The sequence below is a fragment of the Aestuariimicrobium sp. Y1814 genome (genome assembly GCF_050113895.1).
Lineage (GTDB): Bacteria > Actinomycetota > Actinomycetes > Propionibacteriales > Propionibacteriaceae > Aestuariimicrobium.
This window is the reverse complement of sequence record NZ_JBNJRW010000009.1, coordinates 26671-40263: the sequence shown is the minus strand read 5'-3', so window position 1 is coordinate 40263 and position 13593 is coordinate 26671. Positions and strand designations below refer to the sequence as shown.

Genomic DNA, 13593 nt, shown 5'->3' with positions numbered 1-13593 from the left:
TGGCGGTCGTATCATCGGGGCATGCCCCTCAGTCGTCGTCGCGCCGTGGTCGTGGCAGGTGCCGCCGCCCTGGCCGCGGCCGCCGCCACGGGGACTGCTGCGTGGCAGTTCGCCCAGGGGCACCAACCCACGTCGTCCACCCTCGCGCCGAGCGCCCAGGGTGCCTCGGCAACCCCGCACGAACCGGACGAGCCGGGTGGCGAAACCCTGCTGCGGGCCGGGGCCAGGGTGCTGTTCCAGGGGGACTCGGTCACCGACGCCCGCCGCGACCGCGCAGACCTGCGCCCCAACACGCCCCAGGGACTGGGGGAGGGTTATGCCTGGCTGGTCGCCGGCGCTGCCCTGGCCGAGCGCCCCGACGACGGGCTGCAGTTCTTCAACCGGGGCCTCAGCGGCAATGTCACCGCCGACCTGCTGGCCCGCTGGGACCAGGACACCATCGCGCTCGCGCCGGATGTGGTCTCGGTGCTGGTCGGGATCAACGACTACTGGAACCGTCACCGCGTCAGCGGCTATGTCGGCTCGCCCGACACCTACCACTTCGAACTGGCCCAGTTGATCACCCGGACCCGTGAGGCCCTGCCGGGCGCAGCGATGGTGATCTGCGAACCCTTCGTGCTGCCGGCCGGACCGGTGACCCCGGTGTGGGTGCGTGAGTTCGCCGACTACCAGCAGGCGGCCGCCGACCTGGCCCAGGTTCACGGGCTGCGTTTGGTGGGCTTCCAGGCCGCCCTGGACGAGGCCCTCGAGCGGGAACCGGCCACACATTGGCTCTACGATGGGGTGCACCCCACCGCCGAGGGGGCGCAGTTGTTGGCCCGGGAGTGGGCCCGCGCGCTGAGATGAGCGGCCGGATTTGGAATCGGGCGCCCACCCATGACAGAATCCTCAAGTTGCTCCGAGCAGGGGTGGCTTGTGTTGTGCCGAGGACTGACCCGTTCCAGCGGGTATTGGCCGGGTGCGCCGAGCCCTTCTGGCGCGTGTGGTGTGTAGCCGCGGGGCCTTCATCCTGAACGTGGAATGGGATGATTCGGGCCCGCAGCAGTGCGACACACCCGACCGCGTGGGTCGGAGAGAGACAGCCGGTGAGAGCCGGACGCGAGAGCCGGAAAACCGGTCAGTAGCAGGGACGAGAGAAGGAACTACTGTGGCGGGACAAAAGATCCGCATCAGGCTCCGGGCCTATGACCACGAGGTCATCGACTCGTCGGCGCGCAAGATCGTCGACACGGTGACCCGGACGGGTGCCAAGGTTGCCGGCCCTGTGCCGTTGCCGACCGAGAAGAACGTGTTCGTCGTGATCCGTTCGCCCCACAAGTACAAGGACAGCCGCGAGCACTTCGAGATGCGTACGCACAAGCGGCTCATTGACATCCTTGACCCCACGCCGAAGACAGTCGACTCGCTGATGCGCCTCGACCTGCCGGCTGGTGTCGACATCGAGATCAAGCTTCCGTGAGGTTGGTGAACACAATGACTGAACGCAAGGTAAAGGGCATTCTGGGCACCAAGCTCGGGATGACGCAGCTGTGGGACGCCGACAACAAGGTCGTGCCCGTGACCGTGGTCCAGGCCGGCCCCTGTGTCGTGACCCAGGTCCGCACCCCCGAGAAGGACGGCTACAACGCCGTGCAGCTCGGCTTCGGTGCCATCAAGGCGAAGAAGGTGACCAAGCCCTACGCCGGCCTGTTCGCCGCCGCCGATGTCACCCCGCGCAAGAACCTGGTGGAGCTGCGCACCACCGACGCCAGCGAGTACACCCTCGGCCAGGAGATCACCGCCGAGACCTTCGCGGCTGACGACCTGGTTGACGTCACCGGCGTCACCAAGGGCAAGGGCACCGCCGGTGTCATGAAGCGCCATGGCTTCCGCGGCCTGTCCGCCGGCCACGGTGTGCACCGCAAGCACCGCGCCCCCGGCTCCATCGGTGGCTGCTCGACCCCTGGTCGAGTGTTCAAGGGCCTGCGCATGGCCGGCCGCATGGGTGTGGCCAAGACCACCGTCCAGAACCTGTCGATCCACGCGGTCGACGCCGAGCGTGGACTGCTGCTGGTCCGCGGCGCCATCCCGGGCCCCAAGGGCTCGCTGGTTGTCGTCCGCAGCGCAGCCAAGAAGGGTGATGTGGCATGAGCGAGCTCACCGTTGACATCCTGACCGCTGAGGGCAAGACCTCCGGCAAGGCCGACCTGCCCGCCGAGCTGTTCGATGTCCAGACCAACATCCCGCTGATCCACCAGGTCGTGGTGGCCCAGCAGGCTGCCGCCCGCCAGGGCACCCACGCCACCAAGACCCGCGGTGACGTCCGCGGTGGCGGCATCAAGCCGTGGCGCCAGAAGGGCACCGGCCGCGCTCGTCACGGTTCGCGCCGTTCGCCGATCTGGTCCGGTGGTGGCGTCGCACACGGCCCGCAGCCGCGCGACTACAGCCAGCGCACCAACAAGAAGATGATCGCGGCCGCCATTCGTGGCGCCCTGTCCGATCGCGCTCGTGACGGTCAGGTCTTCGTGATCGACAGCATCGTCACCGGCGAGACCCCCTCGACCAAGGCAGCCCTGGCCGCCATCGCCCACGTCGGTGATGTCAGCCGTCTGCTGGTCGTGCTCGACCGCGAGGACGACCTGGCCTGGCTGAGCCTGCGCAACGTGCCCACCGTGCACGCGCTGGCCGTCGACCAGCTGAACGCCTACGACATCCTGGTCAACGATTCGGTGCTGTTCACCAAGGCAGCCCTGGACGTCTTCACCGCCGGCCCCACCAAGGGCAAGTCGGTCAAGGCCGTCGCCACCGAGTCCGAGGCCGCAGAGGCTGAGGAGACCACCAAGTGAGCGACTTCAAGATCAAGGACCCGCGCGACATCCTGCTCGCGCCCGTGGTCAGCGAGAAGAGCTACGGCCTGCTCGACGAGAACAAGTACACCTTCATCGTCGACCCGACCGCCAACAAGACCGAGATCAAGATCGCCGTTGAGCAGATCTTCGACGTCAAGGTGCTCAGTGTGAACACCATCAACCGCCAGGGCAAGGCTCGCCGTACGCGCTACGGCATGGGTCGGCGTGCGAGCAGCAAGCGCGCCATCGTGACCGTCGCCGAGGGCCAGCGGATCGACATCTTCTCCGGCCCGGTCGAGTGACCCGGCACCGAAAGGACTGACGAGACCTCATGGCAATCCGCAAGTACAAGCCCACGACCCCCGGCCGCCGTGGTTCCAGCGTCGCTGACTTCAGCGAGGTGACCCGCTCCACCCCGGAGAAGTCGCTGCTGGTGGCCAAGCCGAAGACCGGTGGCCGCAACAACTCCGGCCGCATCACCACCCGCCACATCGGTGGTGGCCACAAGCAGGCCTACCGCCTGGTGGACTTCAAGCGCTACGACAAGGACGGCGTGCCGGCCAAGGTCGCTCACATCGAGTACGACCCCAACCGCACCGCCCGCATCGCGCTGCTGCACTACGCAGACGGTGAGAAGCGCTACATCATCGCCCCGGCAGGGCTCGGCCAGGGTGCCGTCGTCACCGCCGGCGAGGGTGCTGACATCAAGCCCGGCAACAACCTGGCGCTGCGCAACATCCCGGTCGGCACCACGGTGCACGCCGTGGAGCTGCGTCCCGGTGGTGGGGCCAAGCTCGGCCGTTCCGCCGGCGCTTCGATCCAGCTCGTGGCCCGCGAGGGCAAGTACGCCACCCTGCGCATGCCTTCGGGCGAAATGCGCATGGTCGACGTGCGCTGCCGCGCCACCATCGGTGCTGTCGGCAACGCCGAACAGTCGAACATCAACTGGGGCAAGGCCGGCCGCAGCCGCTGGAAGGGCATCCGCCCGACCGTGCGTGGCGTGGTCATGAACCCGATCGACCACCCGCACGGTGGTGGTGAGGGCAAGACCTCCGGTGGTCGTCACCCCGTCTCGCCCTGGGGCAAGCCCGAGGGCCGCACCCGCGACAAGAACAAGGCGAGCAGCCGACTCATCATCCGTCGCCGCAAGTCCGGCAAGAAGCGCTGATAGGGAGCCTGAAGAACTATGCCACGCAGCCTGAAGAAGGGCCCCTTCGTCGACGAGCATCTCGCCAAGAAGGTTGATGCCCAGAACGAAAAGGGCACCAAGAACCTGATCAAGACCTGGTCGCGTCGCTCGATGATCGTGCCGGAAATGCTCGGCCACACCATCAGCGTGCACGACGGTCGCAAGCACGTCCCGGTCTTCGTGACCGAGGCGATGATCGGCCACAAGCTCGGTGAATTCGCGCCGACCCGCACGTTCAAGGGTCACGTGAAGGACGACAAGAAGAGCCGCCGGCGCTGAGCCAGCGAGACAAGGATCGAGAGAGAATGAGCAACCAAGAACGGCCCAGCCGTCGCGCTGCACTGCTCGGGGATCGTCCTGGCTCGTACGCCATCGCGCGTCACGTCCGGATGAGCCCGACCAAGGTGCGCCGCGTCGTCGACCTGGTGCGCGGAATGGACGTCCAGGATGCCCTGGTCGCCCTGCGTTTCGCCCCCCAGGCCGCCTCCGAGCCGGTGTACAAGGTGGTGGCTTCGGCCGCCGCCAACGCCGAGCAGACCGAGGCCCTGCGCAGCGATGACCTGTACATCTCCCAGGCGTTCGTGGACGAGGGCGTGACCATGCGTCGCATCCGTCCGCGCGCCAAGGGTTCGGCCAGTCGCATCCTGAAGCGCGCCGCCCACATCACCGTGGTCGTCGAGCCCCGCGATGCGCGCCCCGAACCGAAGAAGACCAAGACCGGTGGCAAGGCCAAGGTCGCTGAGACGGCTGCTGCCGACACCGAGAGCACGAAGGAGGACTGAGCATGGGCCAGAAGATTCATCCCACAGGCTTCCGCCTCGGTACGTCCACTGACCACACCACCCGCTGGTACGCCGACAAGCAGTACGCCCAGCTGGTCGGTGAGGACGTCAAGATCCGGGAGTACCTGACCAAGAGCCTGGAGCGCGCCGGCGTCAGTTCGATCGAGATCGAGCGCCGCAGCGAGCGGGTCACCATCTTCCTGCACGCCGCACGCCCCGGCATCGTCATCGGCCGCAACGGTGCCGAGGCGGAGCGGGTCCGTGGCGAGCTGGAGAAGATCACCGGCAAGCAGATCCAGCTGAACATCCTCGAGGTCAAGAACCCCGAGATCGATGCCCAGCTGGTCGCCCAGGGGATCGCCGAGCAGCTGAGCGCCCGCGTCGCCTTCCGTCGCGCCATGCGCAAGGCCCAGCAGACCGCCATGCGCGCCGGTGCCCAGGGCATCCGGATCAAGTGCTCTGGCCGTCTGGGTGGCGCTGAAATGAGCCGCTCCGAGGGTTACCGCGAGGGTCGCGTGCCGTTGCACACCCTGCGTGCCGACATCGACTACGGCTTCTTCGAGGCCCGCACCACCTTCGGTCGCATCGGTGTCAAGGTCTGGATCTACAAGGGTGAGGTTTCCGGGTCGCGCACCGAGCGTGCCGCCCAGAAGCAGGCCCGCCAGTCTGCCCCCGGCGGACGCCAGCGCCCGTCCCGTCGTCCGGGTCGCGGCGAGGGCCGTGGGGATCGTCCGGAGCGCGGCGGACGCCGTCGCGCCGAAGCAGCCGAGGGCTCCGCGCCCCAGGCTGCGCCCAGCACCGAGAACGCAGGAGCCTGATTCATGCTGATTCCTCGTCGCGTCAAGTACCGCAAGCAGCACCACCCCAAGCGTGATGGCATGGCCAAGGGTGGCACCAAGCTGGCCTTCGGTGAGTACGGCATCCAGGCCCTGGAGTCCGGCTACTTGAAGAACCGCCAGATCGAGGCTGCTCGTATCGCCATGACCCGCCACATCAAGCGTGGTGGCAAGGTGTGGATCACCGTCTACCCCGACCGCCCGCTGACCAAGCACCCCGCCGAGTCCCGCATGGGTTCCGGCAAGGGCTCGCCCGAGTTCTGGGTGGCCAACATCAAGCCGGGACGGGTGCTGTTCGAACTGTCCGGTGTGCCGGAGGACGTGGCTCGCGAGGCCCTTCGCCTGGCCATCCACAAGCTGCCCTTCAAGGCGCGTTTCATCAAGCGTGAGGCAGGTGAGATCTGATGGCTACCACCAAGGTCACTGCAGCCGAGCTGCGTGGACTCAGCCGTGAGACCCTGAACGACAAGGTCCGTGAACTGAAGGAAGAGCTGTTCTCCCTTCGTTTCCAGGGCGCCACCGGCCAGCTGGAGAACAGCAGCCGTCTGCGCGAGGTCCGCAAGGACATCGCCCGCATCTACACCGTGCTGCAGGAGCGCAACCTGGGCATCGAGTCGGAACCTGAGGAGTGAGCATGAGCGAGAACACCCAGTCCGAGGGCGCCCAGACCGCCGAGCGCAACGCTCGCAAGGTCCGCGAGGGCATCGTCGTCTCGGACAAGATGGACAAGACCATCGTCGTCGCCGTCCAGGAGCGTGTGAAGCACGCCCTCTACGGCAAGGTCATGAGCCAGACCACCAAGCTCAAGGCCCACGACGAGAACAACGAGTGCGGCATCGGTGACCGCGTGCGCGTCATGGAGACCCGCCCGCTGTCGGCCACCAAGCGCTGGCGCCTGCTCGAGGTCGTCGAGAAGGCCAAGTGAGCCCGGTTCGCTGAACCTGACCACGTCACCTACCGCCCGTCCTGCACCTGCAGGGCGGGCGGTACTGCTGTGTGCGGGCTGTGGTGGTCGTGTTCGGGGTGATCGGACGAAGGTCTCAGTGGTTCGTCCGGTTCGTGGGTGGACAGGTCGTTGGGTCGACAGGGCGTGGGTGATCTGGGCCGTGGGTGAACAACAGGTGTCCGGCGGATGAGAACGTTCTCATCTACTGCTCACGGGGAGTCTCCGGGAGGTTTCCTACGCTCAGGCCAGGAGCCGAACCCCCTCGGCGTCACCCGTTCGTCCACTGTTCGAGAAAGGACCTGGACCCATGAAGAAGGTTCTCCACCTGGTGCTGGCGGGCGCGCTCGCCGCCGGCGGCCTGGTTGCGTCTGCGGATGCCGCGGCCGCCGATATGGTCTGCAGCAACCGCACCCTCAGCGGCACCATCAGCGACAACGTGATCGTCCCCGCCGGTGCCAGCTGCACCCTGTCCAACGCTCGCGTCGACGGCGACGTCAAGGTCTACCGCGGTGCCAGCGTCACCGTGACCGGTTCGACCATCGACGGCAACATCCAGGGTGAGGAGGGCTCGGCTACCATCCGGGTCACCAACACCACTGTCGACGGCGACATCCAGGGCAAATACCACACCAATGTCACCGTCAATGGCGGCCGCGTGATCGGCAACATCCAGCTCAACGAGGGCGGCTCGGCCACCGTGTCGGGGGTGCGGATCAACGGTGACCTGCAGTCGTTCAGCAACCGTGGGGCCCAGAGCTTCACCGGCAACACCATCGACGGCAACCTGCAGTGCAAGTCGAACGTGCCCCCGCCCACCGGCGGCAACAACACCGTGCGCGGCAACATGGAGGACCAGTGCCGCAACCTCACCAGCCCGGTAACCCCGCCCACCAATCCCGGTCCGTCCAGCCGTGGCGACTTCACCGGTGACCGGATCGCCGACCTGCTCGCCGTCGACCAGCAGGGCAGCCTGCACCTGTACCGCGGCACCACCAGTGGCACCTTCGGCGCCGGCACCCGCGTGGGCGGTGGCTGGAACAACTTCAACTGGATCGGCCTGCTGCCCGATGCCAACCGCGACGGCAAGGACGACCTGCTCGCCCGGCACAACAACGGCACCCTCTATGTCTACTACGGGCAGGGCAACGGCAACTTCTCCAGTGGCGTGCAGGTCGGGCGCAACTGGAACGGCCTGAGCCAGATCTCGGTTGTCGGCGACATGAACGGTGACGGCACCAACGAGGTCGTCGGCATCGACGCCAACAAGAACCTGGTGCGCTACACCTTCACCACCGCCCGCGGCATGCACGGTGCTGCTGTCATCGGCAAGAACTGGGGCGGCATCACCCACCTGATCGCCGTGGGATCGGTGAACGGTGACCGCTACGCCGACCTGGCCGGCATCACCACCACCGGGGCGCTATGGACCTACTACACCAACCAGACCGGCAAGATCGTCTCGCAGAAGCAGACCGGCCACGGCTGGACCGGCTGGACGCTGGCCTTCTCACCCGGTGACTTCAACCGGGACGGCCACAACGACCTGGTCGGACGCAACCCCGCCGGCCAGCTGTACACCTACCTCGCCAACGGCAAGGGCGGCTGGAACGCCGCGAAGCTCGCCGGCACCGGCTGGAACGGCATGCGCCTGATGGCGTGATCTTTGTCCTCGCTCCGCTCGGACGCGCGGCCAATACCAGGTTCGTGGCGCGCTCGCTCGTCCTTCGCTCGCTTGCACGAGGGCTTCGCTCGTCCCTCGCTCAGCCGGGCCGCGGTGGGGGCGGGTGCGCGCAAACCCTGCGGGGTCAAGGCCTTCCGTGACTGGCATCGAACTGATTGGCGGGTCCTGCATTCGTGCAGGGCCCGCTTGTGCGTCCAGAGGGCAAGGTGGCGTTTGGAGTGCCTGCCTTCGTCCGCAGCCCCAATCGGCGTCTGCGGTGCGGGGCTGTGTCTGCACGTCTGTGCGACGTGCAAACGCATGTTCGGGCTGCAGACGGGGACTGGCGTCGCAGACGTGGGTTCGGGCTGCAGACAGAAGGCTGACGGCGGGTGCGCTGGTAGGCAACCTGCACTCTTTGCGCAGGCGCAAGGAATGCGCCTCGTCCGGGTGGGGCGACCTGCAGTTCTTACCCGGGTGCAATGAATGCGCCTCGTCCGGGTGGAGTGGGCTGGATTCGTTGCCCAGGCGCAGAGAATGCACGTCGGACGAGCGGCTGGGGCCCAGCTGGGGGAGCAGCCGAGCCCACGCGACGCCGAATTGGTCAGGTTCGGGTCGTGGGGTACGCTTGTCAGGTTGCCCGAAGTCTGTGCCCTCGGGGCATCGCTGGTCTGTGTGCGAAGCAGGCCCGCACCGGGGGGACCTTTCATCGGAGATCAACGCCCCTGACAGCTGTGCAGGTCCTGGCCTGCCCATTGTCTCGGGTGCCCTCTGGCAAAATCCAGCGGGCCGGAAAACCATGCCTCACCAGGCCGCTCGTCCCACGGGGCGTGAGGGAACCAGCGAGGTTCAAGGAGAAGCAATGATCCAGCAGGAGTCGCGCCTCAAGGTCGCCGACAACACTGGTGCCAAGGAGCTCTTGTGCATCCGTGTTCTCGGCGGAACCGGGCGCCGCTACGCGCACGTGGGTGACACCATCGTGTGCTCGGTCAAGGACGCCATCCCCGGCGGCAACGTCAAGAAGGGCGACGTCGTCAAGGCTGTCATCGTCCGCACCACCAAGGAGCACCGTCGTCCGGACGGCTCCTACATCAAGTTCGACGAGAACGCCGCGGTCATCCTGAAGGCCGACGGGGAGCCCCGTGGCACCCGTATCTTCGGCCCCGTCGCCCGTGAACTGCGCGAGAAGAAGTTCATGCGCATCATTTCGCTCGCCCCGGAGGTGATCTGACATGAAGTCGCTGCACGTCAAGAAGGGTGACCGTGTCAAGGTCATCAGCGGCAAGCGTGAGGACAAGGGCAAGATCGCCGAAATCCTCTCGGTCGACGTGGCCCGCCAGCGGGTGACCGTCGAGGGCGTCAACATCGTCAAGCGCCACCTCAAGGACACCGCCAATGCCCAGGGCCAGCAGGTCAAGGGCGGCATCGTCAGCTCCGAGGCCCCGATCCACGTCTCCAACGTCCAGCTCGTCACCAAGGTTGAGGGCAAGGACGTCGTGACCCGCGTCGGCTACCGCCGCGAAGAGGTCACCAAGACCCGTCCGGACGGCTCGGAGTACACCACCACCCGCTCGGTGCGCTACCTCAAGAAGGACGAGGCCAAGTCCACCAAGAAGGCTGAGTCCACCAAAAAGGCTGACTCGAAGGCGAAGGAGGCTGACAAGTGAGCACCGACGTGACTGAGGCCCCCCAGGCCACCCAGGAGCGCGCGCCGCGCGAACTGCCCCGGCTGAAGAAGAGGTACCGCGAGCAGATCGTCGGAGCCCTCAACGAGGAGTTCAAGTACGCCAACCCCATGCAGATCCCCGGTCTGGTCAAGATCGTGGTCAACATGGGTGTCGGTGAGGCTGCGCGTGACTCCAAGATCCTCGACGGCGCCATCCGCGACCTGACCGCCATTACCGGCCAGAAGCCCCAGGTCACCAAGGCCCGCAAGTCGATCGCCCAGTTCAAGCTGCGCGAGGAGCAGCCGATCGGCTGCCACGTCACCCTTCGCGGTGACCGCATGTGGGAGTTCGCCGACCGCCTGCTGACCCTGGCCCTGCCCCGCATCCGCGACTTCCGCGGCCTGAATGGCAACCAGTTCGACGGCAACGGCAACTACACCTTCGGTCTGACCGAGCAGGTCATGTTCCTCGAGATCGACCAGGACAAGATCGACCGCGTCCGTGGCATGGACATCACGTTCGTCACCTCGGCCACCACCAATGAGGAGGGCAAGGCGCTGCTGAAGCACCTCGGCTTCCCGTTCAAGGCTGTCGACGATCCCAAGAAGGTCAAGACCAAGCGTGGCCCGGCGTACTACGCCAAGAAGAAGAAGTGAGCTGAGGAGAACCGATGGCCAAGACTGCTCTCAAGGTCAAGCAGAGCCGCAAGCCCAAGTTCGGCGTGCGTGCGTACACCCGTTGCCAGAAGTGCGGACGACCCCACTCGGTCTACCGCAAGTTCGGCCTGTGCCGCATCTGCCTGCGTGACCTCGCCCACCGTGGCGAGCTGCCCGGCGTCACCAAGTCCTCCTGGTGATCCACCGGGGTCGGTGCGCGAGCACCGGCTCCACCCCTGGTCGGTCCTGTCCGGACCGGCCACGGCCCCGGGAATGTCCCGGGACCACAACCCCTGACGCAAAGGGTCCGTGACCCGGTGGACCGGCACGTGAAACCGTTGCGAGAAAGAGGCACTAGCCATGACCATGACTGATCCCATTGCGGACATGCTCACCCGTCTGCGCAACGCCAACCAGGCGTACCACGACCAGACGAGCATGCCGCACTCCAAGATCAAGGTCGGTATCGCCGAGATCCTGAAGTCCGAGGGCTACATCCAGGACTACCAGGTCGTCGAGCCGAAGGAGGGCGAGGTCGGCAAGACGCTGACCATCACCCTGAAGTACGGTGACACCCGCCAGCGTTCGATCGCCGGCGTTCGTCGCATCAGCAAGCCCGGCCTGCGCGTCTACGCGAAGTCGACCGGTCTCCCCAAGGTCCTGGGCGGCCTGGGAATTGCCATCATTTCGACCTCGCAGGGGCTGCTGACTGACAAGCAGGCCCACGAGAAGAGCGTCGGCGGCGAAGTGCTCGCCTACGTCTGGTGACGAGAAGGTAGAGGAGGAAAGCAATGTCACGAATTGGCAAGCTCCCGATCACCGTTCCGTCCGGTGTCGAGGTGAGCATTGAAGGCAACAACGTCGCAGTGAAGGGCCCCAAGGGCCAGCTCAGCCACGTGGTGCCCGAACCCATCACGGTGGGCAAGAACGACGAGGGCCAGATCGAGGTCGCTCGTCCGAACGACGAACGCAACAGCCGAGCCCTGCACGGCCTGACCCGCACCCTGGTCAACAACATGGTGATCGGTGTGACCGAGGGCTACGAGAAGAAGCTCGAGATCGTCGGCGTCGGCTACCGCGTCGCCGCCAAGGGCCCGACCACCCTGGAGTTCGCGCTCGGTTTCAGCCACCCCGTCGTGGTGAACGCCCCCGAGGGAATCACCTTTGCGGTGGAGTCGCCGACCAAGTTCTCGGTGCAGGGCATCAGCAAGCAGGCGGTGGGCGAGGTTGCTGCCAACATCCGCAAGCTCCGCAAGCCCGAGCCCTACAAGGGCAAGGGTGTCCGTTACGCCGGCGAGCACGTCCGTCGCAAGGTTGGAAAGGCTGGTAAGTGATCATGGCCAGTACCCTGGGATACAAGAAGTCACTTGCGGCCAAGACCGCCCTGCGCAACCGCCGCCAGGCGCGTGGCCGCAAGCGGATCGCCGGTTCTGCCGAGCGTCCCCGCATGGTCGTCACCCGTTCGTCGCGCCACCTGTTCGTTCAGGTCATCGACGACGTGGCCGGCCAGACCCTGGCCAGCGCCTCGACGATGGAGGCCGACGTCCGTTCGGCCAGCGGCGACAAGTCCGAGAAGGCTGCCGCCGTCGGCAAGCTGGTCGCTGACCGCGCCAAGGCTGCCGGCATCGAGCAGGTCGTCTTCGACCGCGCCGGCAACAAGTACCACGGTCGGATCGCCTCGCTGGCTGCTGCAGCCCGTGAAGCCGGTCTGGACTTCTGAGCAACACGACGAAAGGTAAGAAGCGATGAGTGAAAACACCCAGCGCCGCGGTGGCGGTGCAGGTGAGCGTCGCGGCCGTGATGACCGTCGTGGCCAGGCGCAGAAGGAACCCAAGGACCAGTACCTTGAGCGAGTGGTGGCCATCAACCGTGTGGCCAAGGTCGTCCAGGGCGGACGCCGGTTCAGCTTCACGGCCCTCGTGGTCGTGGGTGACGGCGAAGGCACCGTGGGCGTCGGCTACGGCAAGGCCAAGGAAGTTCCCGCGGCCATCTCGAAGGGCGTGGAGGAAGCCAAGAAGAACTTCTTCCGTGTCCCGCTGATCCAGAAGACGATCCCGCACCCCGTCCAGGGTGAGAAGGCCGCCGGCGTGGTGCTGCTGCGCCCGGCGACCCCCGGTACCGGTGTCATCGCCGGTGGCGCTGTGCGCGCGGTGCTCGAGTGCGCCGGTGTGCACGACGTCCTGTCGAAGTCCCTGGGCTCGGCCAACGCCATCAACGTGGTGCACGCCACCGTTGCTGCGCTGAAGGGCCTCGAGCAGCCCGAGGACGTCGCCCGTCGTCGCGGCATGCGCGTCGAGGACGTGGCCCCGGCCGGCCTGCTGAAGGCCTCGCGTGAGGAGGTGGCTCACTGATGGCACGCCTGAAGGTGACCCAGGTGAAGTCGGGAACCGGCTTCAAGCAGAATCAGAAGGAGACCCTGCGTTCGCTCGGTCTCAAGCGCATCGGTGACGTCGTGGTGAAGGAGGACCGCCCCGAGATCCGTGGCATGGTCCAGACCGTTCGCCACCTCGTCACCCTGGAAGAGGTGGAATGACATGGCGCTGAAGCTCCATCACCTGCGTCCTGCCCCCGGCGCCAAGACCGAGAAGACCCGTGTGGGTCGCGGTGAGGGCTCCAAGGGCAAGACCGCCGGTCGCGGTACCAAGGGAACCGGTGCCCGCAAGAACGTCCCCGAGTCGTTCGAGGGTGGCCAGATGCCGCTGCACATGCGTCTGCCCAAGCTCCGCGGCTTCCGCAACCCCTTCCGGGTCGAGTACCAGACCGTGAACGTCGGCAAGCTCGGCGAACTGTTCCCCGAGGGTGGCGAGATCACCACCGAGGACCTGGTCCAGGCCGGTGCCGTCCGCAAGGGCCACCTGGTCAAGGTGCTCGGCAGCGGTGAGCTGTCGGTCGCGCTGACCGTGAGCGCCGACGCCTTCTCGGCTTCGGCCAAGCAGAAGATCGAGGCCGCCGGTGGCACGGTGAACGAGCCCGCCACCGAGACCGAGTGACCTGAGCAGTACAAGACTGACGGCCGGTCCCCCTTGGGGGGC

The 13593-nt window shown here is 66.5% G+C and carries 22 protein-coding genes and 1 pseudogene; all 23 read left to right on the top strand.

Going from position 1 to position 13593, the window contains the following annotated elements; all coding sequences use genetic code 11:
* Positions 1-21 precede the first annotated feature (21 nt).
* Positions 22-846, top strand: coding sequence for an SGNH/GDSL hydrolase family protein (locus ACQE3C_RS11165; RefSeq protein ID WP_434539261.1), 825 nt, complete (start codon positions 22-24; stop codon positions 844-846).
* Between the two features lie 301 nt (positions 847-1147).
* Positions 1148-1459 carry a 30S ribosomal protein S10 gene (rpsJ, locus tag ACQE3C_RS11160; protein ID WP_259809982.1) on the top strand — a complete coding sequence of 104 codons (312 nt, stop codon included), beginning with the start codon at positions 1148-1150 and terminating at the stop codon, positions 1457-1459.
* A 14-nt stretch (positions 1460-1473) separates the two neighbouring features.
* Complete coding sequence (rplC, locus tag ACQE3C_RS11155) at positions 1474-2130, top strand: 50S ribosomal protein L3 (protein WP_434539260.1); 657 nt, start codon at positions 1474-1476, stop codon at positions 2128-2130.
* On the top strand, positions 2127-2825 hold the full coding sequence (gene rplD / locus ACQE3C_RS11150; protein WP_434539259.1) for a 50S ribosomal protein L4: 699 nt from the start codon (positions 2127-2129) through the stop codon (positions 2823-2825). Before rplC ends, rplD begins: the two co-directional genes overlap by 4 nt.
* Positions 2822-3130 (top strand): 50S ribosomal protein L23, encoded by a 309-nt coding sequence (gene rplW, locus ACQE3C_RS11145; RefSeq protein ID WP_434539258.1) that lies wholly within the window; start codon positions 2822-2824, stop codon positions 3128-3130. The genes rplD and rplW overlap by 4 nt, the downstream gene beginning before the upstream one ends.
* Before the next feature lie 29 nt (positions 3131-3159).
* Entirely contained in the window at positions 3160-3996 is an 837-nt protein-coding gene (rplB, locus tag ACQE3C_RS11140) for a 50S ribosomal protein L2 (RefSeq protein WP_434539257.1), read from the top strand.
* An 18-nt stretch (positions 3997-4014) separates the two neighbouring features.
* Complete coding sequence (rpsS, locus tag ACQE3C_RS11135; RefSeq protein WP_434539256.1) at positions 4015-4296, top strand: 30S ribosomal protein S19; 282 nt, start codon at positions 4015-4017, stop codon at positions 4294-4296.
* Positions 4297-4322: 26 nt separating this feature from the next.
* On the top strand, positions 4323-4799 hold the full coding sequence (gene rplV / locus ACQE3C_RS11130; protein ID WP_434539255.1) for a 50S ribosomal protein L22: 477 nt from the start codon (positions 4323-4325) through the stop codon (positions 4797-4799).
* 2 nt (positions 4800-4801) lie between these two features.
* A complete protein-coding gene (rpsC, locus tag ACQE3C_RS11125; protein WP_434539254.1) occupies positions 4802-5617 on the top strand; it encodes a 30S ribosomal protein S3 in 816 nt (271 codons plus the stop codon).
* Between the two features lie 3 nt (positions 5618-5620).
* Complete coding sequence (rplP, locus tag ACQE3C_RS11120) at positions 5621-6040, top strand: 50S ribosomal protein L16 (protein ID WP_434539253.1); 420 nt, start codon at positions 5621-5623, stop codon at positions 6038-6040.
* Positions 6040-6267: a 50S ribosomal protein L29 gene (gene rpmC / locus ACQE3C_RS11115; protein WP_434539252.1), complete on the top strand. Its 228-nt coding sequence runs from the start codon at positions 6040-6042 to the stop codon at positions 6265-6267. Before rplP ends, rpmC begins: the two co-directional genes overlap by 1 nt.
* 2 nt (positions 6268-6269) lie before the next feature.
* Positions 6270-6560 (top strand): 30S ribosomal protein S17, encoded by a 291-nt coding sequence (rpsQ, locus tag ACQE3C_RS11110; RefSeq protein ID WP_434539251.1) that lies wholly within the window; start codon positions 6270-6272, stop codon positions 6558-6560.
* 328 nt (positions 6561-6888) lie between these two features.
* On the top strand, positions 6889-8241 hold the full coding sequence (locus tag ACQE3C_RS11105; protein WP_434539250.1) for an FG-GAP repeat domain-containing protein: 1353 nt from the start codon (positions 6889-6891) through the stop codon (positions 8239-8241).
* A gap of 859 nt (positions 8242-9100) precedes the next feature.
* A complete protein-coding gene (gene rplN, locus ACQE3C_RS11100) occupies positions 9101-9469 on the top strand; it encodes a 50S ribosomal protein L14 (protein WP_434539249.1) in 369 nt (122 codons plus the stop codon).
* A gap of 1 nt (position 9470) precedes the next feature.
* Positions 9471-9842: pseudogene (gene rplX, locus ACQE3C_RS11095) on the top strand (50S ribosomal protein L24); the annotation flags it as partial.
* Positions 9843-9913: 71 nt separating this feature from the next.
* A complete protein-coding gene (rplE, locus tag ACQE3C_RS11090; protein WP_434539328.1) occupies positions 9914-10561 on the top strand; it encodes a 50S ribosomal protein L5 in 648 nt (215 codons plus the stop codon).
* Between the two features lie 14 nt (positions 10562-10575).
* Positions 10576-10761 carry a type Z 30S ribosomal protein S14 gene (locus tag ACQE3C_RS11085; protein ID WP_434539248.1) on the top strand — a complete coding sequence of 62 codons (186 nt, stop codon included), beginning with the start codon at positions 10576-10578 and terminating at the stop codon, positions 10759-10761.
* A 160-nt stretch (positions 10762-10921) separates the two neighbouring features.
* Positions 10922-11329 (top strand): 30S ribosomal protein S8, encoded by a 408-nt coding sequence (gene rpsH, locus ACQE3C_RS11080; RefSeq protein ID WP_434539247.1) that lies wholly within the window; start codon positions 10922-10924, stop codon positions 11327-11329.
* 23 nt (positions 11330-11352) lie between these two features.
* Positions 11353-11895 (top strand): 50S ribosomal protein L6, encoded by a 543-nt coding sequence (gene rplF / locus ACQE3C_RS11075; RefSeq protein ID WP_434539246.1) that lies wholly within the window; start codon positions 11353-11355, stop codon positions 11893-11895.
* Between the two features lie 2 nt (positions 11896-11897).
* Positions 11898-12281, top strand: a complete 384-nt coding sequence (gene rplR, locus ACQE3C_RS11070; protein ID WP_434539245.1) for a 50S ribosomal protein L18 — start codon at positions 11898-11900, stop codon at positions 12279-12281.
* 25 nt (positions 12282-12306) lie between these two features.
* Positions 12307-12912: a 30S ribosomal protein S5 gene (gene rpsE / locus ACQE3C_RS11065; RefSeq protein WP_434539244.1), complete on the top strand. Its 606-nt coding sequence runs from the start codon at positions 12307-12309 to the stop codon at positions 12910-12912.
* A complete protein-coding gene (gene rpmD, locus ACQE3C_RS11060; RefSeq protein ID WP_207475407.1) occupies positions 12912-13094 on the top strand; it encodes a 50S ribosomal protein L30 in 183 nt (60 codons plus the stop codon). Before rpsE ends, rpmD begins: the two co-directional genes overlap by 1 nt.
* Position 13095: 1 nt before the next feature.
* Positions 13096-13551 (top strand): 50S ribosomal protein L15, encoded by a 456-nt coding sequence (gene rplO / locus ACQE3C_RS11055; RefSeq protein WP_434539243.1) that lies wholly within the window; start codon positions 13096-13098, stop codon positions 13549-13551.
* The last annotated feature ends 42 nt before the right edge of the window (positions 13552-13593 follow it).

What these genes read in the sequence shown, in the direction of transcription:
- ACQE3C_RS11165 (WP_434539261.1), top strand. Translation starts at nt 22, where the DNA reads ATGCCCCTCAGTCGTCGTCGCGCCGTGGTCGTGGCAGGTGCCGCCGCC.
- rplC (WP_434539260.1), top strand. Translation starts at nt 1,474, where the DNA reads ATGACTGAACGCAAGGTAAAGGGCATTCTGGGCACCAAGCTCGGGATG.
- rplD (WP_434539259.1), top strand. Translation starts at nt 2,127, where the DNA reads ATGAGCGAGCTCACCGTTGACATCCTGACCGCTGAGGGCAAGACCTCC.
- rplB (WP_434539257.1), top strand. Translation starts at nt 3,160, where the DNA reads ATGGCAATCCGCAAGTACAAGCCCACGACCCCCGGCCGCCGTGGTTCC.
- rpsS (WP_434539256.1), top strand. Translation starts at nt 4,015, where the DNA reads ATGCCACGCAGCCTGAAGAAGGGCCCCTTCGTCGACGAGCATCTCGCC.
- rplV (WP_434539255.1), top strand. Translation starts at nt 4,323, where the DNA reads ATGAGCAACCAAGAACGGCCCAGCCGTCGCGCTGCACTGCTCGGGGAT.
- rpsC (WP_434539254.1), top strand. Translation starts at nt 4,802, where the DNA reads ATGGGCCAGAAGATTCATCCCACAGGCTTCCGCCTCGGTACGTCCACT.
- rplP (WP_434539253.1), top strand. Translation starts at nt 5,621, where the DNA reads ATGCTGATTCCTCGTCGCGTCAAGTACCGCAAGCAGCACCACCCCAAG.
- rpmC (WP_434539252.1), top strand. Translation starts at nt 6,040, where the DNA reads ATGGCTACCACCAAGGTCACTGCAGCCGAGCTGCGTGGACTCAGCCGT.
- rpsQ (WP_434539251.1), top strand. Translation starts at nt 6,270, where the DNA reads ATGAGCGAGAACACCCAGTCCGAGGGCGCCCAGACCGCCGAGCGCAAC.
- ACQE3C_RS11105 (WP_434539250.1), top strand. Translation starts at nt 6,889, where the DNA reads ATGAAGAAGGTTCTCCACCTGGTGCTGGCGGGCGCGCTCGCCGCCGGC.
- rplN (WP_434539249.1), top strand. Translation starts at nt 9,101, where the DNA reads ATGATCCAGCAGGAGTCGCGCCTCAAGGTCGCCGACAACACTGGTGCC.
- ACQE3C_RS11085 (WP_434539248.1), top strand. Translation starts at nt 10,576, where the DNA reads ATGGCCAAGACTGCTCTCAAGGTCAAGCAGAGCCGCAAGCCCAAGTTC.
- rpsH (WP_434539247.1), top strand. Translation starts at nt 10,922, where the DNA reads ATGACCATGACTGATCCCATTGCGGACATGCTCACCCGTCTGCGCAAC.
- rplF (WP_434539246.1), top strand. Translation starts at nt 11,353, where the DNA reads ATGTCACGAATTGGCAAGCTCCCGATCACCGTTCCGTCCGGTGTCGAG.
- rplR (WP_434539245.1), top strand. Translation starts at nt 11,898, where the DNA reads ATGGCCAGTACCCTGGGATACAAGAAGTCACTTGCGGCCAAGACCGCC.
- rpsE (WP_434539244.1), top strand. Translation starts at nt 12,307, where the DNA reads ATGAGTGAAAACACCCAGCGCCGCGGTGGCGGTGCAGGTGAGCGTCGC.
- rpmD (WP_207475407.1), top strand. Translation starts at nt 12,912, where the DNA reads ATGGCACGCCTGAAGGTGACCCAGGTGAAGTCGGGAACCGGCTTCAAG.
- rplO (WP_434539243.1), top strand. Translation starts at nt 13,096, where the DNA reads ATGGCGCTGAAGCTCCATCACCTGCGTCCTGCCCCCGGCGCCAAGACC.